25 protein-coding genes are annotated in these 23,844 nt (G+C 62.9%); 11 read left to right on the top strand and 14 right to left on the bottom strand.

The window, feature by feature from the left end; all coding sequences use genetic code 11:
- Positions 1-10: 10 nt before the first annotated feature.
- The 3 genes from mlaD to K675_RS0114845 are packed head-to-tail and all read right to left on the bottom strand — an operon-like array spanning position 11 to position 2,084.
- Positions 11-478 (bottom strand): outer membrane lipid asymmetry maintenance protein MlaD, encoded by a 468-nt coding sequence (gene mlaD / locus K675_RS0114835; protein ID WP_017904295.1) that lies wholly within the window; start codon positions 476-478, stop codon positions 11-13.
- Positions 478-1,275, bottom strand: a complete 798-nt coding sequence (gene mlaE / locus K675_RS0114840; protein ID WP_017904296.1) for a lipid asymmetry maintenance ABC transporter permease subunit MlaE — start codon at positions 1,273-1,275, stop codon at positions 478-480. The genes mlaD and mlaE overlap by 1 nt, the downstream gene beginning before the upstream one ends.
- Positions 1,275-2,084, bottom strand: a complete 810-nt coding sequence (locus K675_RS0114845) for an ATP-binding cassette domain-containing protein (protein ID WP_017904297.1) — start codon at positions 2,082-2,084, stop codon at positions 1,275-1,277. Before K675_RS0114845 ends, mlaE begins: the two co-directional genes overlap by 1 nt.
- Positions 2,085-2,374: 290 nt before the next feature.
- Here K675_RS0114845 and K675_RS0114850 point away from each other — a divergent pair, with 290 nt between their 5' ends.
- From K675_RS0114850 to K675_RS0114895, 10 genes are all read left to right on the top strand, one after another.
- The gene (locus tag K675_RS0114850) at positions 2,375-3,349 is read left to right on the top strand and encodes a KpsF/GutQ family sugar-phosphate isomerase (protein ID WP_017904298.1); all 975 of its coding nucleotides are present in this window, start codon (positions 2,375-2,377) and stop codon (positions 3,347-3,349) included.
- Positions 3,350-3,874: a KdsC family phosphatase gene (locus K675_RS0114855; protein ID WP_017904299.1), complete on the top strand. Its 525-nt coding sequence runs from the start codon at positions 3,350-3,352 to the stop codon at positions 3,872-3,874.
- An 8-nt stretch (positions 3,875-3,882) separates the two neighbouring features.
- A complete protein-coding gene (lptC, locus tag K675_RS0114860; RefSeq protein ID WP_017904300.1) occupies positions 3,883-4,455 on the top strand; it encodes an LPS export ABC transporter periplasmic protein LptC in 573 nt (190 codons plus the stop codon).
- Complete coding sequence (gene lptA / locus K675_RS0114865; RefSeq protein ID WP_026145209.1) at positions 4,442-4,987, top strand: lipopolysaccharide transport periplasmic protein LptA; 546 nt, start codon at positions 4,442-4,444, stop codon at positions 4,985-4,987. Before lptC ends, lptA begins: the two co-directional genes overlap by 14 nt.
- Entirely contained in the window at positions 4,987-5,712 is a 726-nt protein-coding gene (gene lptB, locus K675_RS0114870; RefSeq protein WP_017904302.1) for an LPS export ABC transporter ATP-binding protein, read from the top strand. Before lptA ends, lptB begins: the two co-directional genes overlap by 1 nt.
- Positions 5,713-5,907: 195 nt before the next feature.
- Positions 5,908-7,404, top strand: a complete 1,497-nt coding sequence (locus K675_RS0114875; RefSeq protein WP_026145210.1) for an RNA polymerase factor sigma-54 — start codon at positions 5,908-5,910, stop codon at positions 7,402-7,404.
- 79 nt (positions 7,405-7,483) lie between these two features.
- A complete protein-coding gene (hpf, locus tag K675_RS0114880; protein ID WP_017126531.1) occupies positions 7,484-7,789 on the top strand; it encodes a ribosome hibernation-promoting factor, HPF/YfiA family in 306 nt (101 codons plus the stop codon).
- Between the two features lie 9 nt (positions 7,790-7,798).
- Positions 7,799-8,263 (top strand): PTS IIA-like nitrogen regulatory protein PtsN, encoded by a 465-nt coding sequence (gene ptsN / locus K675_RS0114885; protein WP_017904304.1) that lies wholly within the window; start codon positions 7,799-7,801, stop codon positions 8,261-8,263.
- Between the two features lie 2 nt (positions 8,264-8,265).
- On the top strand, positions 8,266-9,123 hold the full coding sequence (gene rapZ / locus K675_RS0114890) for an RNase adapter RapZ (RefSeq protein WP_017904305.1): 858 nt from the start codon (positions 8,266-8,268) through the stop codon (positions 9,121-9,123).
- Positions 9,124-9,139: 16 nt separating this feature from the next.
- Complete coding sequence (locus K675_RS0114895) at positions 9,140-9,412, top strand: HPr family phosphocarrier protein (protein WP_017904306.1); 273 nt, start codon at positions 9,140-9,142, stop codon at positions 9,410-9,412.
- A 240-nt stretch (positions 9,413-9,652) separates the two neighbouring features.
- On the opposite strand, the gene K675_RS0114905 is transcribed toward K675_RS0114895, so the two are convergent.
- From K675_RS0114905 to pmbA, 5 genes are all read right to left on the bottom strand, one after another.
- Positions 9,653-10,264 carry a superoxide dismutase gene (locus K675_RS0114905; RefSeq protein WP_017904308.1) on the bottom strand — a complete coding sequence of 204 codons (612 nt, stop codon included), beginning with the start codon at positions 10,262-10,264 and terminating at the stop codon, positions 9,653-9,655.
- 1 nt (position 10,265) lies between these two features.
- Positions 10,266-10,706 carry a hypothetical protein gene (locus tag K675_RS0114910; RefSeq protein WP_017904309.1) on the bottom strand — a complete coding sequence of 147 codons (441 nt, stop codon included), beginning with the start codon at positions 10,704-10,706 and terminating at the stop codon, positions 10,266-10,268.
- Between the two features lie 26 nt (positions 10,707-10,732).
- Positions 10,733-12,109, bottom strand: coding sequence for a class II fumarate hydratase (locus K675_RS0114915; protein WP_017904310.1), 1,377 nt, complete (start codon positions 12,107-12,109; stop codon positions 10,733-10,735).
- Positions 12,102-12,497, bottom strand: a complete 396-nt coding sequence (locus tag K675_RS0114920; RefSeq protein WP_017904311.1) for a hypothetical protein — start codon at positions 12,495-12,497, stop codon at positions 12,102-12,104. Before K675_RS0114920 ends, K675_RS0114915 begins: the two co-directional genes overlap by 8 nt.
- Before the next feature lie 253 nt (positions 12,498-12,750).
- Positions 12,751-14,097, bottom strand: coding sequence for a metalloprotease PmbA (gene pmbA / locus K675_RS0114925; RefSeq protein WP_017904312.1), 1,347 nt, complete (start codon positions 14,095-14,097; stop codon positions 12,751-12,753).
- Between the two features lie 122 nt (positions 14,098-14,219).
- Here pmbA and yjgA point away from each other — a divergent pair, with 122 nt between their 5' ends.
- Positions 14,220-14,741, top strand: coding sequence for a ribosome biogenesis factor YjgA (gene yjgA / locus K675_RS0114930; protein ID WP_017904313.1), 522 nt, complete (start codon positions 14,220-14,222; stop codon positions 14,739-14,741).
- A gap of 47 nt (positions 14,742-14,788) precedes the next feature.
- Here yjgA and tldD read toward each other — a convergent pair whose 3' ends face one another.
- The 6 genes from tldD to mreD form a co-directional block, all read right to left on the bottom strand.
- Positions 14,789-16,231, bottom strand: coding sequence for a metalloprotease TldD (gene tldD / locus K675_RS0114935; protein WP_017904314.1), 1,443 nt, complete (start codon positions 16,229-16,231; stop codon positions 14,789-14,791).
- A 20-nt stretch (positions 16,232-16,251) separates the two neighbouring features.
- A complete protein-coding gene (locus tag K675_RS0114940) occupies positions 16,252-17,097 on the bottom strand; it encodes a carbon-nitrogen hydrolase family protein (RefSeq protein WP_017904315.1) in 846 nt (281 codons plus the stop codon).
- A gap of 45 nt (positions 17,098-17,142) precedes the next feature.
- A complete protein-coding gene (locus K675_RS0114945) occupies positions 17,143-20,961 on the bottom strand; it encodes a YhdP family protein (protein ID WP_017904316.1) in 3,819 nt (1,272 codons plus the stop codon).
- Between the two features lie 78 nt (positions 20,962-21,039).
- Entirely contained in the window at positions 21,040-22,497 is a 1,458-nt protein-coding gene (rng, locus tag K675_RS0114950; protein ID WP_017904317.1) for a ribonuclease G, read from the bottom strand.
- Between the two features lie 56 nt (positions 22,498-22,553).
- Entirely contained in the window at positions 22,554-23,150 is a 597-nt protein-coding gene (locus tag K675_RS0114955) for a Maf family protein (protein ID WP_017904318.1), read from the bottom strand.
- Positions 23,151-23,217: 67 nt separating this feature from the next.
- Positions 23,218-23,709 carry a rod shape-determining protein MreD gene (mreD, locus tag K675_RS0114960; protein ID WP_026145211.1) on the bottom strand — a complete coding sequence of 164 codons (492 nt, stop codon included), beginning with the start codon at positions 23,707-23,709 and terminating at the stop codon, positions 23,218-23,220.
- Positions 23,710-23,844 lie beyond the last annotated feature (135 nt).

Below are 23,844 nucleotides of genomic sequence, written 5' to 3' on the forward strand. Positions count from 1 at the left end.
GAAAAACTCCTCATTTGGCGTCTTTATTAACGGTATTGAGCAGGAATTTACCGATCAGATCTTCCAGCACCAGCGCCGACTGGGTGTCATGGATGGTCCCGCCATCCTTGAGCAGGGTGTCTTCCCCGCCCACGCTGATACCGATGTACTTCTCACCGAGCAGACCCGCGGTGAGGATGGACGCGGTCGAGTCGGTCGGCAGGTTGTTCACGCTCTTGTCGACTTGCATGGTCACCCGCCCCGTGAAGTTGTCGCGGTCCAGATCGATAGCCGTGACCTTGCCGATGGTCACACCGGCCATGGTCACCTTGGCTCTGACAGTCAAACCGGCGATATTGTCGAAGTACGCGTAAAGTTTATATGTTTCAGTATTTGCCGTGGGGGACAGTCCACTGACCCGCAACGCCAGCAACAGCAAAGCCAGGATGCCGGCCAGCAGGAAAAGGCCGACACCGATTTCCAGGGTGCGGTTTTGCATCAGAAATCTCCAAACATCAAGGCGGTCAGAATAAAGTCCAGGCCGAGCACTGCCAGGGAGGCATAGACAACGGTCTTGGTGGTGGCACGGCTGATCCCTTCCGAGGTGGGCTCACAGTCGTAGCCTTGGAACACGGCAATCCAGGTCACCACGAAGGCGAACACGATGCTCTTGACAATCCCCTTCAACACGTCGCCGTTGAAGGTCACGCTGTTCTGCATGTTGGCCCAGTAGGAGCCGTCATAGACGCCCAGCCAGTCCACCGCCACCCACGAACCACCCCAGATCCCGACCACACTGAAGATCATCGCCAGCAGCGGCAGGGAAATGAAGCCGGCCCAGAGCCTTGGCGCGACAATGTACTTGAGCGGGTCGACACCGATCATCTCCAGGCTGGAAAGCTGCTCGGTGGACTTCATGTTGCCGATCTCCGCGGTCAGCGCCGAGCCGGCACGGCCGGCGAACAGCAAGGCGGTGACCACCGGCCCCAGTTCACGCAGCAGCGTGAGGGCGACCATCTGCCCCACCGCCTGCTCGGAACCGTAGCTGGACAGGATATTGAAGCCCTGCAATGCCAGCACCATGCCGATGAAGATCCCGGATACGACGATGATCACCAGCGACATGACACCCACGGCGTGCAGTTGCCGGACCAGCAGGCCGAAGCCGCCGCCGATGCCACCGCGACCGAACAGCACGTGAAACAGAAACAGCGTCGAACGCCCGAGCACCGCGAGCACGTCGATGCCCGAACGCCCGAACAGACGAATTCTCTCGATCAACGAATGCTTGCGCATCAGCGCTTCCCCAACAGATCTGCGCGGTAATCCGGCGCCGGGTAATGGAAAGGCACGGGACCATCCGGATTGCCGGTCATGAACTGGCGAATGCGCGGGTTGTCGGCATTCATCAGCTCTTCGGGCGTGCCCTGGCCCAGCACCTGCCCGTCCCCCACCACATACAGGTAATCGGCGATGCTCGCGGTTTCCGCCAGGTCATGGGACACGACGATGCTGGTGATGCCCAGCGCGTCATTGAGCAGGCGGATCAGCCGCACCAGCACGCCCATGGCGATCGGATCCTGGCCGACGAACGGTTCGTCGTACATGAGGATCTGCGGGTCCAGGGCGATAGCCCGGGCCAGGGCCACGCGTCGCTTCATGCCGCCGGAAAGTTCGTCGGGCATCAGGTCGACCGCGCCGCGCAGGCCGACGGCCTGCAGTTTCAGCAGGACGATGTCACGAATCATCTCCTCCGGCAGCTCGGTGTGCACCCGCAGCGGAAAGGCGACGTTCTCGAAGACATCCAGATCGGTGAACAGCGCCCCGCTCTGGAACAGCACGCCCATGTGCTTGCGCGAGTCGAACAGGTCGCTGCGCGAAAGCGCCGGCAGGTTCCGGCCGTTGACCCATACCTCGCCGCTGTTGGGGCGCAACTGCGCGCCCATCAACCGCAACAGGGTGGTCTTGCCGCACCCGGAGGGCCCCATGATGCCGGTGACCTTGCCCCGCGGGATGCGAATATCGACATTATTGAAGATGCTGCGCGCGCCGCGCTTGAAGGTAACCCCCTTCAGCTCGACCGCGTAGGCGTTATCGACGCTCATCTAGACTCCTTGCGATGCAGCCTCTGTCTCGGACACCAGGCCCCTGTAAAAAGAGGTGCGCACATCCTGAGCGGGCCGAACTGGTCGCGAACTATATCACTGCTGATACGAGCCGCCCAAGGCCGAAGCCGCGCTTGTTCAGGAGAAGGACAGTCGCTTTTGACGGACAGTTGAGCGAAAACTGACAGCCGAGTCCTACGCTCATGGCGTAAAGAGCAACGATCAAGCGTGAGGGAATCGTTCATTACCGCTATAATCGCGCCTTTTCATCGGGCTATACGATTTCTGACATGAGCCAATCCAGCGACCTGATTCAATCGGCACAACGCACCATCCGCCTCGAAGTAGAAGCCGTAGAAGGCTTGTTGGCCCATATCGACGCTGATTTCGTGCGCGCCTGCGAGATGATTCTGGCCAGCAAGGGCCGCGTGGTCGTGGTCGGCATGGGCAAGTCCGGGCACATCGGCAACAAGATCGCCGCGACCCTGGCGAGCACCGGCACCCCGGCCTTCTTCGTCCACCCGGCCGAAGCCAGCCACGGCGACATGGGCATGATCACCCGGGACGACGTTATCCTGGCCCTGTCCAACTCCGGCTCGACCTCGGAAATAGTCACCCTGCTGCCGCTGATCAAGCGCCTGGGCATCCAGTTGATCAGCCTGACCGGCAACCCCGACTCGCCACTGGCCAAGGCCGCCGAGGTCAACCTCAACGCACATATCGAGCACGAGGCCTGCCCGCTGAACCTGGCCCCGACCTCGTCGACCACCGCCGCCCTGGTGATGGGCGATGCCCTGGCCGTCGCCCTGCTCGAAGCCCGCGGCTTCACTGCCGAAGACTTCGCGTTCTCCCACCCGGGCGGCGCCCTGGGACGGCGCCTGCTGCTGAAGGTGGAAAACGTCATGCACGCCGGCGACGAACTGCCACAGGTGCAACGTGGCACGCTGTTGAAAAACGCACTGATGGAAATGACTCGCAAGGGCCTGGGCATGACCGTGATCGTCGAAGCCGACGGTCGCCTGGCCGGGATCTTTACCGATGGCGATCTGCGCCGCACCCTCGATCGCACCATCGACATCCACAGTGCCCTGATCGAAGACGTCATGACCCCCCACGGCAAGACCGCCCGGGCAGAGATGCTCGCCGCCGAAGCCTTGAAGATCATGGAAGACCATAAAATCAGCGCCCTGGTGGTGGTCGATGACGAGGATCGCCCGGTCGGCGCCTTGAACATGCACGACCTGCTGCGCGCCGGAGTCATGTAAATGAGCAACGATCTGCTGAAACGCGGCAAGAACATCAAGCTGGCGGTCTTTGACGTCGACGGCGTACTCACCGACGGTCGCCTGTACTTCCTCGAGGATGGCAGCGAATTCAAGTCCTTCAGTACACTGGACGGCCAGGGCATCAAGATGCTGATGGCGGCTGGCGTACAAACCGCTATCATCAGTGGCCGCAAGACCGTACTGGTCGAGCGACGCGCCAGGAACCTGGGTATTCCCCACGTATTCCAGGGCCGTGAAGACAAGCTGGTGGTGCTCGACGCCCTGCTCGCCCAACTCGGCCTGGACTATGCGCAGGTCGCCTACCTGGGCGACGATCTGCCGGACCTGCCGGTGATCCGCCGCGTCGGCCTGGGCATGGCCGTGGCCAATGCCGCCAGCTTCGTGCGCGAACACGCCCACGGCGTGACCCAGGCGCGTGGCGGCGAAGGTGCCGCACGCGAATTCTGCGAGCTGATCCTGCGCGCCCAGGACAGCCTTGAAGCGGCCCACGCCGCCTACCTGTAGAGCCCTTTATGCTGAGCAAGAAGATTCGCAACATCCTGCTGTTCGGAGTCATTGCCGTTCTGTTCGCGGCCGTTGGCTACTGGAACATCAGCCCGGAACGTTTCCTGGAGCAGACGGCCGCACCGGTGGATGACAAGGCCATCGACTACTATGCAATCAACGCCCACAGCGTCCAGTACATGCCCGACGGCAAGGTGCAATACGACATGACCGGCGACAAGGTCGAGCACCTGAAGGTCTCCGATGTCACTCTGGTGACCAAGCCGGACCTGCAGGTCTACCGCGGCACCGCCTTCCCCTGGCACGTCCAGAGCGAACGCGCCGAGGTCAACCCGGACGGTACCGAGGTCGAACTGATCGACTCGGTGCGGGTCGCCCGTACCGACGAAAAACAGCGCCACGTCATCATTACCACCACCCGGATGACAGTATTCCCACAGAAGCAATATGCGCAGACCGAGCAAGCCGTTAGAATCGACGGCCCCAACGGCGTGACCACGGGCAAAGGCATGAAAGCCTATCTGGAAGAAAGCAGGATGCACCTGCTATCGAACGTAAGAGGACAGTATGAGTCTCGTTAAAACCCTCCCTATTTTGCTCAGCCTGGGCGCAGCACTGGGAAGCGTGAGCGCCTGGGCTCTGCCGAACGACAGCGAGCAGCCCATCCGCATTCAAGCTGACGACGCTCAACTGGATGACAAGCAGGGCATCGCCACCTACAAGGGCGACGTCGTCATCACCCAAGGTTCGATGATCGTCAAGGGCAACACCGTGACGCTCACCCGCACCCAGGACGGCGCCATCGACGTGGTGACCTCCGTGGGCAACCTGGCCTACTTCGAGCAGAAGCAGAAGGCGACCGACCCGCAGCCGGTCCGCGGCTACGGCAAGACCATCCAGTACCACGCCCAGCAGAACCGCATCGTACTGATCGACCAGGCCAAGGTGGTCAACGAAGGCAACACCACCGAAGGCGAGAAGATCGTCTACGACACGGTGAAACAGGTGGCCACCGCCGGCCGCGCCAACGGCAGCCCGATCACCACGCCGCGCCAGCGTATCGACATGGTTATCCAGCCGAAAAAGAAAACTGACGAGCACAAGGCCCAGTAATGGCAATTCTGAAAGCCCAGCATCTGGCCAAGGCCTACAAAAGTCGCCAGGTCGTGCGTGACGTCAGCCTGTCGATCGAAAGCGGACAGATCGTCGGCCTGCTCGGCCCCAACGGTGCTGGCAAGACCACCTGCTTCTACATGATCGTCGGCCTGGTCCAGGCCGACCAGGGTCGCGTGCTGATCGACGACCAGGACGTCAGCCACCAGCCGATGCACGGCCGCGCCCGCGCCGGGATCGGCTACCTGCCGCAGGAGGCCTCGATCTTCCGCAAGCTGTCGGTGGCCGACAACATCATGGCGATCCTCGAGACCCGCAAGGAACTCGACAAGGCCGCCCGTCGCAAGGAGCTGGAAAGCCTGCTGCAGGAATTCCATATCAGCCACATCCGTGACAACCTCGGCATGAGCCTGTCCGGTGGCGAACGGCGCCGAGTGGAAATCGCCCGCGCCCTGGCCACCGCACCGAAGTTCATCCTGCTGGACGAACCGTTCGCCGGTGTCGACCCGATTTCCGTGGGCGACATCAAGCAGATCATCCATCACCTCAAGGCCAAGGGCATCGGGGTACTGATCACCGACCACAATGTCCGCGAGACCTTGGATATCTGCGAAACCGCCTATATCGTCAACGATGGACAACTGATCGCCGAAGGCGATTCGCAGACCATCCTGACCAACGAACTGGTCAAGGAAGTCTACCTTGGCCACGAGTTCCGCCTGTAAACATCGGGGAGCCCGACTACCCGCCTGAGCGCATGACTTTTCGATAAAAACCACAGCTTTTTCCGGCTTTTTATTGTTACAGCGCTCTAGGCAAACACTCCGGTTTCAGGCATATAATTTGCTTATGTTTGGCGCCTCGGCGCCCTGTAGTGGATGGCGCATGCGCGCCGGCGAATAAGGTGTTAAGCCCCTGCCATGAAACCATCGCTAGTCCTTAAAATGGGCCAGCAGCTGACGATGACGCCGCAGCTGCAACAGGCCATCCGCCTGCTCCAATTGTCGACCCTGGATCTTCAGCAGGAAATCCAGGAAGCCCTGGAATCCAACCCGATGCTCGAACGCCAGGAAGAAGGCGACGACTTCGACAACAGCGATCCCATGGCCGACAAGGCCGAACAGAACACCCCACCCGAAATCCCGGAAACCTCCTACCAGCAGGAAGCCGCCCCCACCGTCGACAACATCGACGAGGGCGAGTGGAGCGAACGCATTCCCAACGAACTCCCGGTCGACACCGCCTGGGAGGACGTCTACCAGACCAGCGCCAGCAGCCTGCCCGGCAACGATGACGACGAGTGGGACTTCACCACCCGCACCTCGGTCGGCGAAAGCCTGCAAAGCCACCTGCTGTGGCAATTGAACCTGGCCCCGATGTCCGACACCGATCGACTGATCGCCGTGACCCTGATCGACTGCATCAACAACCAGGGCTACCTGGACGAGACCCTCGAGGAAATTCTCGAAGCGTTCGACCCGGAGCTGGACATCGAGCTCGACGAGATCGAGGCCGTGTTGCACCGCATCCAGCAGTTCGAGCCTGCCGGCATCGGGGCACGCAACCTCGGCGAATGCCTGCTGCTGCAACTGCGCCAGTTGCCGGCCAAGACCCCCTGGCTGAACGAGGCCAAGCGCCTGGTCACCGACTTTATCGACCTGCTGGGCAGCCGCGACTACAGCCAGTTGATGCGACGCATGAAACTCAAGGAAGACGAACTGCGCCAGGTCATCGAACTGGTGCAGAGCCTCAACCCGCGCCCGGGCTCGCAGATCGAATCGACCGAAGCCGAGTACGTGGTTCCCGACGTGATCGTGCGCAAGGACAACGAACGCTGGCTGGTGGAACTGAACCAGGAATCGGTGCCTCGCCTGCGGGTCAATCCGCAATACGCCGGCTTCGTCCGCCGTGCCGACACCAGTGCCGACAACACCTTCATGCGCAACCAGTTGCAGGAAGCGCGCTGGTTCATCAAGAGCCTGCAGAGCCGCAACGAGACCCTGATGAAGGTCGCCACGCAGATCGTCGAGCACCAGCGCGGCTTCCTGGAGTACGGCGACGAGGCGATGAAGCCGCTGGTTCTGCACGATATCGCCGAAGCCGTGGGCATGCACGAGTCGACCATTTCCCGGGTCACCACCCAGAAATTCATGCACACCCCCCGCGGCATCTACGAACTGAAGTACTTTTTCTCGAGCCACGTCAGCACCTCCGAGGGGGGCGAATGCTCGTCCACGGCGATCCGCGCGATCATCAAGAAACTGGTTGCGGCGGAAAATCAGAAAAAGCCGTTGAGCGACAGCAAGATCGCTGGTTTACTGGAGGCACAAGGCATTCAGGTCGCCCGTCGTACCGTCGCCAAGTACCGCGAATCCCTCGGAATCGCGCCTTCCAGCGAACGGAAGCGGTTGATGTAACCGCCGGGCGTGCCACAGCGTTCCAGTGGCAGGCCACCAGGCTTGCCGCTTTATGCACTGGCAACGAAGGAGAAGCTGTATGCAAGTCAACATCAGTGGACACCAACTGGAAGTGACCGAACCACTGCGTGCCTATATCGGCGAAAAACTCGATCGATTGGAACGCCACTTCGACAAGATCACCAACGTACAGGTGACAATGGCCGTCGAGAAACTGAAGCAGAAAATCGAGGCCACTTTGCATATCCACGGCGGCGAGGTGGTTGCCAATGCAGAACATGACGACATGTATGCAGCCATCGACCTGCTGACCGACAAGCTCGACCGCCAACTGAAAAAGCACAAGGAAAAGAACCTGCACCTGCTCCAAGGTACGGGTCGTTAACACCCTCCCATGATTCGACTTGAAAACATCCTGACCCCCGGCCGTTCCCTGGTGAACGTGCCGGGCGGCAGTAAAAAGCGTGCACTCGAACAAATTGCCAACCTGATCAGCCGCGAAGTGCCCGATCTGGAAATGCAGGATGTCTACGAGAGCCTGATCGCCCGTGAAAAACTCGGCTCGACCGGCTTTGGCAATGGCATCGCCATCCCCCATTGCCGGCTCAAGGGCTGCGAGGCGCCCATCAGTGCCCTGATGCACCTGGACGCCCCTATCGATTTCGACGCCATCGACGGCGCCCCGGTCGACCTGCTGTTCGTGCTGCTGGTCCCACAGGCCGCCACCGATGCGCACCTGGAACTGCTCCGGCAGATTGCCAGTATGCTGGACCGCAAGGAGGTGCGTGACCAACTCCGTAGCGCACCGAGCAACGAAGCCCTGTATCAGGTTGTCCTGGACGTACAGAACGGTCAGTAACCATGCGCTTGATCATCGTCAGCGGCCGCTCCGGCTCAGGTAAAAGCACCGCCCTCGACGTACTCGAGGACAGCGGCTATTACTGCATCGACAACCTGCCGGCCGGGCTGTTGCCGGAGCTGGCCGAACGGGCGCTGATCCACACCGAGCTGGCGCAACCGCTGGTCGCCGTATCCATCGATGCGCGCAACCTGCCGAGCCACCTGTCACGTTTTCCCGAGCTGCTGGATGAAGTCCGCGGCCGCCATATCCAGTGCGATGTGCTGTACCTGGATGCGGACGAGGAAACCCTGCTCAAGCGCTTCTCCGAGACCCGTCGGCGCCATCCCCTGAGCAGCGCCAACCGCTCGCTGGCCGAGGCCATCCGTGACGAGAGCAATCTGCTGGGGCCGATTGCCGACCTGGCGGACCTCAAGGTCAACACCACCAACCTCAACCTCTACCAGCTACGCGATACCATCAAGCTGCGCCTGCTGAACCAGCCGGAACCGGGCACCGCATTTCTGGTAGAATCGTTCGGCTTCAAGCGCGGCATGCCGGTGGACGCCGACCTGGTGTTCGACGTGCGCTGCCTGCCCAACCCGTATTGGAAACCGGAACTGCGCGAGCAGTCCGGGCTCGACCAGCCGGTAGCCGAGTACCTCGCCGCACAGCCGGACGTCGAGGAAATGTTCCAGGACATTTCCAGCTATCTGCTCAAATGGTTGCCGCGCTTCGCCGCCAGCAACCGAGCCTACGTCACCATTGCCATTGGCTGCACCGGCGGGCACCACCGCTCCGTCTACCTGACCGAGCGCCTGGGCCAGTTGCTGCAGCAGTCCCTGAAGAACGTCCAGGTCCGCCACCGCGACCTTAGCTGAAAGGATCACCATCGCGATGCCCGCTCTGGAAATCGAAATCATCAACAAGCTGGGCCTGCATGCCCGTGCTTCGGCCAAGTTCGTCGGCGTTGCCGGTCAGTATCCCTGCCAGATCCGCGTTGGGCGCACGCCCGAGAGCATGGTCGATGGCAAGAGCATCATGGCCATGATGATGCTGGCTGCGGGCAAGGGCACCAGGATCCACATCAAGACCGAAGGCGAGCAGGAAGACGAGGCCATGGCCGCGTTGGAGACGTTGATCAACAATTACTTCGACGAAGGCGAATGACCCACCTGCCGGTTCGCGGGCAAGCCCGCTCCCACATCAGCGTTGGGGAGCAGGCCTGCCTACCGCGGATAATCTGCCTTTAATCAGACACCCGCCAGCCAGCCGAACAGCCGGACAACGAGCAATAACACTCCAGCCAGCAACAACAGCCAGCCGACTCCCTGGCGAAATCGTCGCCCTCTGCTCATTGCCACGGTTGCAATCTCCATCATCGGCCTTGGATCTTGTTGGTAGTGTGTTTCACGCCAGGGCGGCGAGATAACGCCGCTCGACTTCCGGCCAGTTGATCACGTTGTAGAAGGCGTTGATGTACTCCGGACGACGGTTCTGGTACAGCAGGTAATAGGCATGCTCCCAGACATCCAGGCCGAGGATCGGCGTATTGCCGTTCATCAGCGGACTGTCCTGGTTGCCACTGCTCTCGACCACCAGCTTTTTGTCCGGGGTCACGCTCAGCCAGGCCCAACCGCTGCCGAAACGCGTCAGCGCCGCCTTGGTAAAGGCTTCCTTGAACGCCTCGAAGCCGCCCAACTGTTCATTGATGGCCTGCCCCAGCGCCGCCTCCGGTTCACCACCACCCAGGGGACTCATCACTGCCCAGAACAACGAATGGTTGGCGTGACCGCCACCATGGTTGATCACCGCCGGGCGCATCTTCTCCGGCAACTCCCCAACGGCGGCTACCAGTTCCTCGACGGACCAGTCGGCCCACTGCGAACCCTCGACGGCCGCATTGAGGTTGGTGACGTAGGTCTGGTGGTGCCTGGTGTAGTGAATCTCCATGGTCTTGGCATCGATATGCGGTTCCAGGGCGTCGTAGCTGTAGGGCAGCGCAGGCAAGGCGTAGGGCATTTCAATGAACTCCATGTTGATGACTCGACGGGACAGCGCCCGGGGAGACCGTCTGGCTGTACAGCAGACGGCTGGTGCGGGGGTACTCGCCATACTCGCTGATGAAGGCCAGCAGTTCGACGTAGGTTTTGCTGCTCTGATGCAAGGCGGCTTCACGCAAGGCGGGAGAAAGCCGGGTGTCCTGCATCGCCTGCAGCAGACGCTGATGAATGGCGCACAGGTACTCGACGCTCTCTTCCGGCTGGTTGAGACGCAGGTGCAGGTCCGCCAGGTTGTGGTGGGAAATCACGCAGGCGGCCACCGCCTCCTCCGCATCCGGCCAGCGCTCGAACAGCACCTGTGCCAGAGCCAGGGCCTGCAGGTAGTGCTCGCGGGCATCGACCAGCTCGCCAAGGTTGAAATGGCGGTTGGCCCTTTCGATCGTGCGTTTCCAGTGTTCCATGACGAACCTCCAGGCAATGCAGTGGTTTACACGCCGCCGGCCGTGAGCTTTTCCGGATCCAGCAGGGTTTCCAGTTGGCTACGGGGCAGATCGGTATGTTCGAGTGCGACCTCGATGATCGGCCGACCTTGCTGATAGGCCTTCTTGGCGATCTCGGCGGCCTTCTGGTAACCGATGATCGGGTTCAGCGCGGTGACCAGGATCGGGTTGCGCGACAGCGCCTCCTTGAGCTTGGCCTCATTGACCCTGAAGCTGGCGATGGCCTTGTCGGCCAGCAGCCGGCTGGCATTGGCCAGCAGCTCGATGCTGCTCAGCAGGTTCTGGGCGATGATCGGCAGCATCACGTTCAGCTCGAAGTTGCCCGACTGGCCCGCCACGGCGATCGTGCCGTCGTTGCCGATCACCTGGGCGGCGACCATCGCGGTGGCTTCCGGAATCACCGGGTTGACCTTGCCCGGCATGATCGAGGAACCGGGCTGCAGGGCTTCCAGCTCGATCTCGGCAAGACCGGCCAGCGGGCCGGAGTTCATCCAGCGCAGGTCATTGGCGATTTTCATCAGCGACACGGCGGTGGTTTTCAACTGACCGGAAACGGCGACTGCGGTGTCCTGCGAACCGATCAGGGCGAACAGGTTGCTGCCCGGCGTGAACGGCACATGGGTCAAGGCGCTCAGTTGGCGGCTGAACAACTCGGCGAACTGCGGATGCGCGTTGATCCCGGTGCCCACCGCGGTACCGCCCTGGGCCAGCGATTGCAGGCTCGGTAACAGGTTCTGCAGATGCAGCAGATTGGCCTTGAGCTGCGCTGCCCAGCCATTGAGCACCTGACTCAGACGCACCGGCATCGCATCCATCAGGTGGGTGCGGCCGGTCTTGATGAACGGATGAACCTGCTCGGCCTTGGCCTCGGTGACCTGCACCAGGTGCGTCAGGGCCGGCAACAACTGCTCGTGCAGGGCCAGCGCGGCACTGACATGGATGGTGGTCGGGATGATGTCGTTGCTGCTTTGTCCGCAGTTGACGTGGTCATTGGGATTGACCGGCTCACCCAGCAGCCGGCTGGCGAGGGTCGCGATCACCTCGTTGGCGTTCATGTTGGAACTGGTGCCGGAGCCGGTCTGATAGATATCCACCGGGAAATGCACCATGAAATCGCCTTCGAGCAGGCCCTGGCAGGCATCGACGATGGCCTTGCCCTGGGCTGCGCTCAGTTGCTTGAGCTCGACGTTGGCCTGGGCCGCCGCAGCCTTGGCCAGGATCAGGGCGCGGATGAACTGCTTCGGCATGCGCTGATGGCTGATGGGGAAGTTGTTAACCGCGCGCTGGGTCTGGGCACCATATAGGGCCTCGGCCGGCACCTGCAGTTCGCCCATGCTGTCGCGTTCGATACGGGTATTACTCATCGGGAAATCCTTGCACCAGTTCAGTCAGGGGAATGGAAGGCAGCAGCGAACAGTTCGCCAACTGCCAGGCAAAGCTTTGCCAGCGACGCAGCCGGCAGTTGCACCGGGCCTGGCGCTCCAGGTCGCGCAACGGCCGCCAGGCCTGGTCCAGGCACAACGAACGCCAGTGCCAGGGCAACGCGGTATCGGTGGCCGTGTCGAGCAACAGGCGGAAGGACGTTTCGGCGATGGTCCAGGGCGAGGTGGGTGTGCAGCAGGCCAGGTAGCGGCCTTCGGCAAGGTAATGGTCGATCAGCCGGGGCTCGTCCGGCAGCAGTGCGCAGCGGACCTGGCGACTCATCCAGCGCCAGCTGTCCAGATAGGGTTGCTCATGCAAGGCAGAACTCATGACCCGGGCTCATTCGATAATGAGATTTATTATTATCTGATAATAAGAATCGAAACAACCCTGGGGTACAAGGGCTGGTGAGCAATGAGGAGCAATGGATAAGACTGGCGGGTGGCGAGCGGGCTTGCCCGCGCCCGGCTGCACGGCAGCCGTAGACGCTATGTGTCGGTCAACCTGATGGTCAGGGTTGGCAGGTTTCAGGGGGGCTGTGCCCCCCAGCGCGGGCAAGCCCGCTCACCACGAGGGAGATGGATCAGCTACCGGCGACGGTCATCCGCTCGATCAGCACCGAGCCGGTGCGGATGTTGCTGCGCAATTCAAGATCGCTGCCAACGGCGACGATCTGCTTGAACATGTCACGCATGTTGCCGGCAATGGTCACTTCCTGAACCGGGAACTGGATCTCGCCGTTCTCGACCCAGAAACCCGCCGCGCCCCGGGAATAGTCGCCGGTGACCATGTTCAGGCCGTGGCCCATCAGCTCGGTCACCAGCAGGCCGCGGCCCATTCGGCGGATCAGGGCATCCTGGTCCTCGACCCCATGGGTGACGAACAGGTTGTGCACGCCCCCGGCGTTGGCGGTGCTCGGCAAGCCGAGCTTGCGCCCCGAATAGGTCCCCAGAACATAGGACACCAGTGTGCCATTCTCGACGAACGGCTTGGCATAGGTTGCCAGGCCATCACCGTCGAAAGCCGAGCTGCTCATGGCCCGCATCAGGTGCGGGCGCTCATCGATGGTCAGCCATTCAGGGAACAGACGCTGTCCCAGCGCGCCTTCGAGGAACGACGACTTGCGATACAGGTTGCCGCCGGAAATCGCAGACAGAAAACTGCCAAACAGCCCGCCAGCCAGTTCCGCGGAAAACAGCACCGGCACTTCGCAGGTCGGCACCGGACGCGCCCCCAGGCGGCTGGCCGCCCGCTGCGCGGCCTTCTGGCCAATACTGACGGCGTCGGCCAGCAGCTCGCCCTGGCGATTGACGTCATACCAGTAGTCGCGCTGCATCTGCCCATCGCCTTCGGCGATCATCACGCAACTGAGGCTATGGCGCGTCGACGCGGAACCGGCGATGAAACCGTGGCTATTGCCGTATACCCGACAACCCTGGGAGGTACTCAGGGTGGTGCCGTCGGCGTTACGGATCCGGCTATCGGCGTCGAAGGCCGCCGCTTCACAGATCAGTGCCCGCTCGATGGCCTGCTCCGGAGTGATGTCCCACTCGTGGAACAGGTCGAAATCCTTGATTTCCCTGGCCATCAGGGCCGCATCGGCCAGCCCCGAGCACTCGTCCTCGGAGGTGTGCCGGGCGATGGCCAACGCCGCCGCGACGGTTTCGCGAATGGCCTCGGCGCCACTGGCCGAGGTACTGGCCGAACCCTTGCGCTGCCCCACGTACAAGGTGATGCCAAAACCCTGGTCGCGATTGAACTCGACCGTTTCCACCTCGCGCTGGCGCACCGAGGTCGACAACCCCTGCTCCACGGACACCGCCACCTCACAGGCACTGGCCCCCTGGCGCCGGGCTTCGGCAAGAATCTGCTCGACCTGCTCCTGCAGGGCCGGCAGGGCCTGCGGGCCAACGCTTTGTGCTGCGCTCATGGTCTTCTCCACTCAGCTTTCTCCACTCAAATGCAGCTTTCAGTCACGCTCATCGAACGAGCGGGCCGGACAAGCGGCCCCCGACTGGTTATCATGGCGGCGTTTCTTTGCGGACTGCCACCATGGTTGATTCTTACGACGACTCCCTCGATGGGGAGAAAAGCAAATCCCAGGTCAAACGCGAGCTGCATGCTCTGGTTGATCTTGGCGAGCGACTGACCACACTCAAGCCTGACCTGCTGGCAAAACTGCCACTGACCGACGGCTTGCGCCGTGCCCTGGCCGATGCGCCGAAGCACACCGCGCATATCGCCCGTAAACGGCACATCCTGTTCATCGGCAAGCTGATGCGCGACCAGGACATCGACGCCATCCGGGTGGTGCTCGACCAGGTCGACGCCTCCACCAAGCAATACAACGAACGTTTCCACAACCTCGAACGCTGGCGCGATCGCCTGATCACGGGCAACGACGACGTCCTGGAAAAGTTCGTCGGCGAGTACCCCGAGGCGGACCGCCAGCAATTGCGCTCGCTGATCCGCCAGGCCCAGCACGAGTTGGCACACAACAAGCCACCGGCTTCCAGCCGTAAAGTCTTCAAGTACATCCGGGAGCTGGACGATACCCAACGCGGCCTGCGCTGAGTGTCGACCGGGGTGGGCCGACAAGCGGCTCACCCAGACCACCTCCCTTACGCGCCCGTGCCACCCACGGTGATCGCGTCGATCTTCAGGGTCGGCTGGCCGACGCCCACCGGCACCGACTGCCCATCCTTGCCACAGGTGCCCACACCACTGTCCAGCGCCAGGTCGTTACCGACCATCGACACCCGGCTCATGGCTTCCGGGCCGTTGCCGATCAACGTCGCGCCCTTGACCGGTGCGGTGATCCTGCCGTCCTCGATCAGGTAGGCCTCGCTGGTGGAGAACACGAACTTGCCGCTGGTGATATCGACCTGGCCACCGCCGAGGTTGGCGCAATAGATGCCTTTCTTGACCGAGGCGATGATTTCCGCCGGGTCGCTCTCGCCACCGAGCATGTAGGTGTTGGTCATGCGCGGCATCGGCAGGTGCGCATAGGACTCGCGACGACCGTTACCGGTCCGGGCAACGCCCATCAGACGGGCATTGAGCTTGTCCTGCATGTAGCCCTTGAGCACACCGTTCTCGATCAGCGTGGTGCATTCGGTCGGGGTACCTTCATCATCGACGCTCAGCGAACCGCGGCGACCGGCCAGGGTGCCGTCGTCGACGATGGTGCACAGACTCGAAGCGACCCTCTCGCCAACCCGTCCGCTGTAGGCCGAACTGCCCTTGCGGTTGAAGTCGCCTTCCAGGCCGTGACCAACCGCCTCGTGCAGCAACACACCGGACCAGCCGGAACCGAGCACCACCGGCAAAGTGCCAGCAGGAGCGGGAATCGCCTCCAGGTTGACCAGCGCCTGGCGCAAGGCTTCGCGGGCATAACCCATGGCACGGTCCTCGCTGAGGAAATAGCGATAGTCGGTACGCCCGCCACCGCCATGTCCACCGCGTTCGCGGCGACCGTTCTGCTCGACGATCACGCTGACGTTGAAGCGCACCAGCGGCCGTACGTCCGCCGCCAGGCCACCGTCGGTGGAAGCCACCAGGATGCGCTCCCAGACGCCGGCCATGCTCACCGAAACCTGCTGGATACGCGGGTCGAGAGCGCGGGTGGCGACGTCGATGCGTTTGAGCAGCTCGACTTTCTCGGCGCGGCTCAGGACATCCAGCGGATTGTCCGGCGCATAGAGTTGCGCCACGTCCTGCGCGGTGAACGCCTGCACCCGGCCGTTCTGCCCGGCACGGGAGATCGAACGGGCTGCGCGCGCGGCAGCGCCGAGGGCCTCGAGGTTGATCGCGTTGCTGTAGGCGAAACCGGTCTTTTCGCCGGACTGCGCGCGTACGCCGACACCCTGGTCAAGGTTGAAACTGCCTTCCTTGACGATGCCATCTTCGAGCGCCCAGGACTCGGAAATCTGTCCCTGGAAATACAGGTCGGCGGCGTCGATGCCGGGCCCGGCCAGGTCACCCAGAACCGATTGAAGGTTTTCGATGGTCACGCCACCCGGCGCCAACAGGTGTTCGCTGACTGAGGACAACAACTCGCTCATAGGTTTTGCGCCTTATTTCGTCATTGCGATGCAGGTCGCTGCGCGCCCTGCGAGAAAAAGCGCCGGTGGCTCGCCACCGGCATTCGCGCCCGGATGGACGCCTGTTCATTACTGTCACGCTCGGCCAGCAACACGGCCTCGCCCTGGTCCTGCTGGGCGACGATACGCCCCCACGGGTCGACGATCGCCGCATGCCCGAAGGTCTCGCGCGGGCCTGGATGCACCCCGCCCTGGGCGGCCGCCAGCAGGTAGCACTGGGTCTCGATGGCCCGCGCGCGGATCAGCACGTCCCAGTGCGCCGCCCCCGTCACCGCGGTGAACGCCGAGGGCGCGGTGATCAGTTCGGCACCGGCCTGCCGCAGCTCGCTGTAGAGCTCGGGAAAGCGCAGGTCGTAGCACACGCTCAGGCCCAGGCGCCCCACCGGCGTATCGGCGACTACCACCCGGCTACCATGAGCATAGTCATCGGATTCACGATAACGACCCCGATTGTCCGCCACGTCCACATCGAACAAGTGCAGCTTGTCGTAGCGGGCCACCGTTTCGCCCTGGTCGTCGACCAGCAGCGAGCAGGCATTGGACTTGGCATCCGGCTGGTCGACCGGCGGCAACGGCAGGGTGCCCGCGACAATCCATAACCTGAGGTCGCGGGCGACCTGTTTCAACCACGGTAGGATCGGCCCCTGACCCAGCGCCTCGGCCCGACCGAGCGCGGCAATGTCACGACGGCCCATGGCGGCGAAGTTTTCCGGCAACACCGCCAGGCGCGCACCGCCGTCGGCGGCCTGCTCGAGCAGGCGGCGGGCCTGGGTCAGGTTGGCCAGCACATCGTCCCGGCTGACCATCTGGATGACGGAGAAAGTCATGGCGCACTCCTTGGAAGACTGGCCACCATGCTACTCCATGGGGCGCTACTTGGACTTTTCAAAAGGTTTTTCGAAGGTGATTTTCGGTTCTTTCCAGGGACCGGTGACGCTGTACTTCACACTGGCGAACCGCGCGACCCGGTCGCCGATCAGCTTGTCGATCAGGAACAGCGCGCCACCGATGGCCGGCGCCCCGACGATCAGCGCGGCGATCGGCAGGTTGTTGGTCACCGGCAAGGTCACCAGCAGCTTGGCATCGACCCGGTCGCTGACCATGTCCAGCGTGCCATTGAGTTCCAGATTGCTCGATGGCCCGGTCAATGTGATCGGTTCACGGGTGACATACACGCCATCGCTGGCCACCAGCAGTCCCTTGACCCGGTCGTAGCTCAGGCCCTTGCCGAGCAGGTCGGAGAAATCCAGGCGCAGGCGGCGACCGATGGAGTTGAAATTCAGCAGGCCGAACACCCGCAAGGCCTGGGCACCGCCCTCGACCTCGACGAACTGGCCCTTGCGCAGGGTCGCATCCAGGCTGCCGGAGAAACGCTTGAGCCCGACCCAGGCCGGCGAGCCGGGCCAACGGCCATCGACATCGAGGTGGAACTCGTCGCTGGTCACGGTCGGTGCGAAGCTCCAGGCCTTGAGCACATCGGCGAGATTCTTGCCCTCCAGGCGCCCATTGATCCAACTGCCACTGCTGCCCGGTGTGCCTTCCCAGCCGCCATTGCCCTGCAACTGCATACCCTTGAGGCCGAGATTGAGGTCGTTGAGCTGGATCCCTTTCGCCGTCGGTCGCACCTTCAGCGACCAGGCCCCCAGCAGGTCCTGGCCCTGGAACAACTGGTCGATGGCGATATCCAGCGCCGGGATCTGCTGCGGGTCCACCGAGGCCAGCGGGTCCGGGGCATTTTCATCGGCGACCACGCTCGGGTCCGGGGCCGGCAACCGCACATAGGCCAGCCTGACGCCGATCGGGGCCCCCTTGGCATCCGGCAGCGTCACACTGCCCTTGGCCTGCTGGCTATCGATCAACAACCCCCAGGTCGAGCCACTGCGGGCCATCTGCAGGCTGACCTGGTCGAACCGGGTGCCGAAACCGCTGAGCTTGTCGACCTTGAAATCCGCGCTGCTGAGCAACTGTTTGGCATTGCCGCCCGGATCCTGGCCGGCATAGCGGTCGATCACCGCCTTCCAAGGCTCCAGGTCCAGCTCCGAGAGCACACCACGCACGCGCAGGCCCTTGACCGTCGGCAACTGTGCATCGCCGTCACCGAGGAACAACTCACCCCGGCCATCGGCAAACCTGCCGCCGGGCGCGGCAAAGGTGAAGTTCGCCAACTCGCCGTAGTCGAACCAGTAGCGCCGCTCGGCGCCTTGCAGGGTCATGCGGAACACGCTGTCGCGCCCCTGGCTGGCCGGCATGCCGAAAGGTGCGGGCAGGTCGACGGCAACGCCCTTGAGGTTGGAACTGATCATCAGTTGGCTGTCGGCACCGTCGAGGTTCAACTGCAACTGGTAAGGCAGGTCGCCGGATACCGGCAGCGGCTGGCTGACACCCAGCCAGTCGGAAAGCCTCCTGATCGTCACCTGGCCCTTGGCGGTCACCCGGGTGCTGAGACCGCCCGGCTTGCCGTCGGCACTGATCTGCGCGGTGATCGGCCGGTCGAACGCCTGGGCGCTGATGCCATCGCCACTGAGCCCCTTGCCACTGTCGAAACGGAAATTGCCCTTGAGCTGGGTCAGTTCCAGGCTCGGATCAGCCAGTTTCAGGCGCGCCTGATCGGTGGCGAAATCCACCAGCACCTTGGGTTCGTCGCCCTTCTCCAGTGGAACATCCAGCTTGACCTTGCCCTGCAGGTTGCCCTCGCCCTGCCAGCCGGCAAAGGTCGGCCCGGTGCCGATCGGCGCTTCCTGGAGAATCTTCAGGCCATCGCCGAGACCACCGGCAAAGTTGCCGTCGAGGAACATGTGCGGCGCCTTGCCCGCTGTCGCATGCGGAATGTTGACCATCACATCGCTGACTTGGGTGTCGAGCAACTGGCCCTTGCTGGCCTTGATGCGTACCCCGCTGTCTTCGATGAACACATCACCGCTGACCTTGCCGACATGGGGCCAGCCCGGCTGGAAGGCCAGCTCGGCGTCGTGGACCTTGAAGAACAGGCTGATGTTGCGCGCAGCGGCCACGGCATCATGGTTCAGCGAGCCCTGGTACTGGAAAAAGCCCTGGTCCACGGCCCCCTGGAGAATCGCGGTACGCAGCCATTCGTCCAGGGACGGGCTCAACACCGCCGGCAGGTACTTGGGCGTGAAACGTCCGTCGCCATCGACCAGACCGACCCGCAGGTCCATGTAGTCCTCCTGCTCCTGGGCAAAATGCAGGCGGATCAGGAAGTCGGCGGCAATCCTGCCCTCTTCGCCAAGCACCTTGATATAGGGCGCGATCAGGGTGAAACCCTGCTGGTCGAGCTTCCAGGTCAAGCGGGCATTGGCCTGCAGGTACTGCCAGGGCTTGTTGAAGATCGGATAGAGGAACAGCGAGAAATCCTTGCTGTCCATGCGCAACTCGCCGTGCCCCAGGTCACCGCTGATGCTGCCGCTGACGTTGCGCGCCGCCGGAGCGCCATGGTAGGCGTCGAAGCCGACCCGCTCGAGGTTGGCCTCGAAACTCAGGCGACGGTCACCGGTTTCCTGTGGCCGGTAATCGAGCAGCACATTGCGCAAGGCCCCGGTGACCTTGAGACGGTCGATCACCGTGGCCAATCCCTCCGGCAACGGCGCGAGGCTGTCGAGCAGCGGGGTGATCGGCGTCAGGTCCAGGCGGTCGGCCTGCACGTGCCAGGACTCGCCACTTTTTTCGCTCGCGGCATTCTGCTGCAGTTGCAGATGGGACTCCCAGCGGGTCTGCCCCAGGTTCATCGCCAGCGAGTCGAACGACAGGCTCAAGCCCTGCTCGCTGCGTTGCAGATAGGCGTTGAGGGCCAGGTTATCGATCTTCGTCGGCTGGCGATCGGCGTAGCCGCCGCGAAACTGCGGGGCGTTGAGCCGTGCCACGGCGCTTTGCACCGTGCCGTTGGCCCACTTCAGCCATAACTCACCACCGGCCTTGAGTTCGGCGATCTTCCATTTCCCGGTCAGGCCCGCCGGCAGCCAACGCGCCCAGTCGCTCTGCGGCAGGCTCAGATAGGCGTCGACAGAGGCATCGCGCCAGTCGCTGGGCTGTAGACGGGCCGTCAGGTTGAGGGCCAGCGGCTGGCCATCGGGCAGGTTCAGGCGCACGTCGAGGCGCTGGCGGCCGGTCCCCATGCGCAGGTTCAGGCCGACATAGGTCAGGGTCAATGGCGACTCGCCATAAGGCTCCAGCGTCAGTTGACTGTCCAGTGCCGACAACTGCTGGATCATCTGCAGACGCGTGAGCAACTGCCCGGGGTCCAGAGGCGAGTCATCAGCCTGCAGCGGCAGGCCCTCGAGGGCCCACTGCCCATCCTCGCCCTGCCGGAGGCTGAGCTGCAGCCCGTGCAGTTCGAGGCGGGCGATACGCAGCTCGCGGGCCAGCAGGCTGGCGCGAATATCCGGAATCACCTGCACATGATCCAGGCGCAGGGCCGAAGTCCCCGTGCCGATCATCACGTCGTGGGCCGACAACACCGGGGCCAGTCCGCTCCAGTGTCCTTCCAGGCTGCCGATGGACAACGGCATGCCCAGCGCCGCCCGCGCCCTGGTTTCGACATCGGCACGGTATTCGGCCACCAGCGGCACGAGTTGCCGCCCCAGGCTGACGTACAACGCCAGCAATACCAGCAGCAACGCACAGATGCCCAGGCTCCAGCGGGTCAACGCGGCAACAAAGCGCGACAAACGCTCCATGTCAGTGGCCCCTCAGGCAGAATTCGATGAAAAGGCCGGCTTCAGACAATGCGGGCGATGTGTGTACGGAACAGGGAATCAGAGCAGCACCACGTCGTATTGTTCCTGCGAATACATGGTTTCGACCTGGAAACGGATGGTTCGCCCGATAAAGGCTTCCAGTTCCGCCACGTTGCCCGACTCTTCATCCAGCAGCCGATCAACGACTTTCTGGTTGGCCAATACTCTATAACCTTCGGCCTGGTAGGCACGGGCCTCACGGAGAATTTCCCGGAAAATCTCGTAACAAACCGTCTCCGGAGTCTTCAGCTTGCCGCGCCCCTGGCAACTGCTGCACGGCTCGCAAAGCACCTGTTCCAGGCTCTCGCGGGTGCGCTTGCGGGTCATCTGCACCAGCCCCAGTTCGGTGATGCCGATAATGTTGGTCTTGGCGTGATCGCGCTCCAGCTGTTTTTCCAGGGTCCGCAGGACCTGGCGCTGATGCTCCTCGTCTTCCATGTCGATGAAATCGATGATGATGATCCCGCCCAGGTTGCGCAGGCGCAATTGGCGGGCAATCGCGGTGGCCGCCTCGAGGTTGGTCTTGAAGATGGTTTCCTCGAGGTTGCGATGGCCGACGAAAGCCCCGGTGTTGACATCGATGGTGGTCATGGCTTCCGCCGGGTCGACCACCAGATAGCCGCCGGACTTGAGCGGCACCTTGCGTTCCAGGGCCTTCTGGATTTCGTCCTCGACACCGTACAGGTCGAAGATCGGCCGCTCGCCGGGATAGTGCTCCAGGCGATCGGCGATTTCCGGCATCAGTTCGGCGACGAACTGCGTGGTTTTCTGGAAAGTTTCCCGGGAGTCGATGCGGATCTTCTCGATCTTGGGGCTGACCAGGTCGCGCAGGGTGCGCAGCGCCAGGCCCAGGTCCTCGTAGATCACATTCGGTGCACCGATGGTCTTGATCTGCGCGCCGATCTGGTCCCAGAGCCGCCGCAGATAGCGGATGTCCATCACGATTTCGTCGGCCCCGGCGCCCTCGGCGGCGGTGCGCAGGATGAAGCCGCCGGCTTCCTTGATGCCTTCCTGGGCAACGCAATCGCTGACCACCTTCTTCAGGCGCTCACGCTCGCCTTCGTCCTCGATCTTGAGCGAGATGCCGACATGTGCGGTACGCGGCATGTACACCAGGTAGCGCGAGGGAATCGACAACTGCGTGGTCAGGCGCGCGCCCTTGGTGCCGATCGGGTCCTTGGTGACCTGCACCACCAGGCTCTGCCCTTCATGAACCAGCGCGCTGATGCTCTCCACCGCCGGGCCTTCGCGCATGGAGATTTCCGAGGCGTGGATGAACGCCGCCCGGTCCAGGCCGATATCGACGAACGCCGCCTGCATGCCCGGCAACACCCGGACCACCTTGCCCTTGTAGATATTGCCGACGATGCCGCGCTTCTGCGTACGCTCGACATGCACCTCTTGCAACACACCGTTCTCTACCACCGCCACGCGCGACTCCATCGGCGTGATGTTGATCAGGATCTCTTCACTCATGGCTGCGTCTCGTTCAGGCGTGTTCACAATTATTGCCGTTCACTGGGGTGCGGCAATCAGCGCACGATAAGGTTTTGCCAACAGGGTATGTCGAAACGACCCAGCAGTTCCGCGGTTTCGCATACGGGCAGGCCGACAACGCCTGAATAGCTGCCGTTCAGGCTCTCGACGAAAACCGCCGCCAGGCCTTGAATGGCATAGCTCCCAGCCTTGTCGCGGGGTTCACCGCTGGCCCAGTAGGTGTGTGCCTCTTCTGTTTTGATAGTACGAAATTTCACGAGACTACGAACCACCCGCGACTCGCAACGCTCGTCATCGAGCAACGCGATGGCCGTCAGCACCTCATGTTCGCGGCCGGACAGGGCCAGCAGCGTCGCGACCGCGTCCGCCTCGTCCAGCGGCTTGCCGAGAATTCGCCCGTCGAGCACCACGGCGGTATCGGCGCCGAGCACGCAGGCGGCGACATCCGGGCCGAGCAGGGCCCGCCCGGCCGCAGCCTTGCCGCGCGCCAGGCGCTCGACATAGGCCACCGGGGACTCGTCGCTCAGGGGAGTTTCATCGATATCGGCACCGATGGCCGTGAACGCCACACCGATCTGGGTAAGCAGTTCACGCCGACGTGGCGAGCCGGAGGCCAGGTAGAGCAGGTTCATCGGGACATCTCCTTGTCGGGGCTCGTCACACGGATCATCAGGCACCGGGAAATGGCCGATGATTCAGTCAGTTGATCTTGTAGCGTCGGCGCAATCCGCGCAGGCCGAAGCTGACCCAGGGCCAGAGCAACGCACTGACCAGGGCCGGCAGCACCAGCGCGAGGGTCGGTTGGCGGTTGCCGGTCAGCGCGCTGAGCCACAACTGGACCAACTGCGCCAGGCCGAAGATCACCAGGATCACCAGGCTCTGCTGCCACATCGGGAACATGCGCAGGCGTTGCTGCAGCGACAGCACCAGGAAGGTGATCAGCGTCAGGATCAATGCGCTCTGCCCCAGCAGAGTGCCGTAGAGCACGTCTTCGGCCAGCCCGAGCAGGAACGCGGTGACCATGCCGATCTTGTGCGGCAGATACAGCGACCAGAACGCCAGCAGCAGTGCCAGCCACAACGGACGGAGGATTTCCATGAACTGCGGCAACGGCGAGACACTGAGCAGCAGGCCGATCAGAAAGGTCAGCCAGACCATCCAGCCATTACGCGAAAGAGTAGCGCCCGCCATCATTCCTCCTGCCGTTGAGTGGCCGCCGGCGGCTTGCTGGCCGGCTTGGCCGCGGGTTTGGCATTGGTCGGTTTCGCCGCCGGCGTACTGTTGGCCGCACCGTGTGCCGGGGCGGCAGCCGCCGCGCCATGGGCA

It is taken from the genome of Pseudomonas fuscovaginae SE-1, assembly GCF_000364705.1.
Classification (GTDB): Bacteria; Pseudomonadota; Gammaproteobacteria; order Pseudomonadales; family Pseudomonadaceae; genus Aquipseudomonas; species Aquipseudomonas fuscovaginae_A.

Coding starts and splice junctions, on each gene's coding strand:
- mlaD (WP_017904295.1), bottom strand. CDS start 478: ATGCAAAACCGCACCCTGGAAATCGGTGTCGGCCTTTTCCTGCTGGCC.
- mlaE (WP_017904296.1), bottom strand. CDS start 1,275: ATGCGCAAGCATTCGTTGATCGAGAGAATTCGTCTGTTCGGGCGTTCG.
- K675_RS0114845 (WP_017904297.1), bottom strand. CDS start 2,084: ATGAGCGTCGATAACGCCTACGCGGTCGAGCTGAAGGGGGTTACCTTC.
- K675_RS0114850 (WP_017904298.1), top strand. CDS start 2,375: ATGAGCCAATCCAGCGACCTGATTCAATCGGCACAACGCACCATCCGC.
- K675_RS0114855 (WP_017904299.1), top strand. CDS start 3,350: ATGAGCAACGATCTGCTGAAACGCGGCAAGAACATCAAGCTGGCGGTC.
- lptC (WP_017904300.1), top strand. CDS start 3,883: ATGCTGAGCAAGAAGATTCGCAACATCCTGCTGTTCGGAGTCATTGCC.
- lptA (WP_026145209.1), top strand. CDS start 4,442: ATGAGTCTCGTTAAAACCCTCCCTATTTTGCTCAGCCTGGGCGCAGCA.
- lptB (WP_017904302.1), top strand. CDS start 4,987: ATGGCAATTCTGAAAGCCCAGCATCTGGCCAAGGCCTACAAAAGTCGC.
- K675_RS0114875 (WP_026145210.1), top strand. CDS start 5,908: ATGAAACCATCGCTAGTCCTTAAAATGGGCCAGCAGCTGACGATGACG.
- hpf (WP_017126531.1), top strand. CDS start 7,484: ATGCAAGTCAACATCAGTGGACACCAACTGGAAGTGACCGAACCACTG.
- ptsN (WP_017904304.1), top strand. CDS start 7,799: ATGATTCGACTTGAAAACATCCTGACCCCCGGCCGTTCCCTGGTGAAC.
- rapZ (WP_017904305.1), top strand. CDS start 8,266: ATGCGCTTGATCATCGTCAGCGGCCGCTCCGGCTCAGGTAAAAGCACC.
- K675_RS0114895 (WP_017904306.1), top strand. CDS start 9,140: ATGCCCGCTCTGGAAATCGAAATCATCAACAAGCTGGGCCTGCATGCC.
- K675_RS0114905 (WP_017904308.1), bottom strand. CDS start 10,264: ATGCCCTACGCCTTGCCTGCGCTGCCCTACAGCTACGACGCCCTGGAA.
- K675_RS0114910 (WP_017904309.1), bottom strand. CDS start 10,706: ATGGAACACTGGAAACGCACGATCGAAAGGGCCAACCGCCATTTCAAC.
- K675_RS0114915 (WP_017904310.1), bottom strand. CDS start 12,109: ATGAGTAATACCCGTATCGAACGCGACAGCATGGGCGAACTGCAGGTG.
- K675_RS0114920 (WP_017904311.1), bottom strand. CDS start 12,497: ATGAGTTCTGCCTTGCATGAGCAACCCTATCTGGACAGCTGGCGCTGG.
- pmbA (WP_017904312.1), bottom strand. CDS start 14,097: ATGAGCGCAGCACAAAGCGTTGGCCCGCAGGCCCTGCCGGCCCTGCAG.
- yjgA (WP_017904313.1), top strand. CDS start 14,220: ATGGTTGATTCTTACGACGACTCCCTCGATGGGGAGAAAAGCAAATCC.
- tldD (WP_017904314.1), bottom strand. CDS start 16,231: ATGAGCGAGTTGTTGTCCTCAGTCAGCGAACACCTGTTGGCGCCGGGT.
- K675_RS0114940 (WP_017904315.1), bottom strand. CDS start 17,097: ATGACTTTCTCCGTCATCCAGATGGTCAGCCGGGACGATGTGCTGGCC.
- K675_RS0114945 (WP_017904316.1), bottom strand. CDS start 20,961: ATGGAGCGTTTGTCGCGCTTTGTTGCCGCGTTGACCCGCTGGAGCCTG.
- rng (WP_017904317.1), bottom strand. CDS start 22,497: ATGAGTGAAGAGATCCTGATCAACATCACGCCGATGGAGTCGCGCGTG.
- K675_RS0114955 (WP_017904318.1), bottom strand. CDS start 23,150: ATGAACCTGCTCTACCTGGCCTCCGGCTCGCCACGTCGGCGTGAACTG.
- mreD (WP_026145211.1), bottom strand. CDS start 23,709: ATGGCGGGCGCTACTCTTTCGCGTAATGGCTGGATGGTCTGGCTGACC.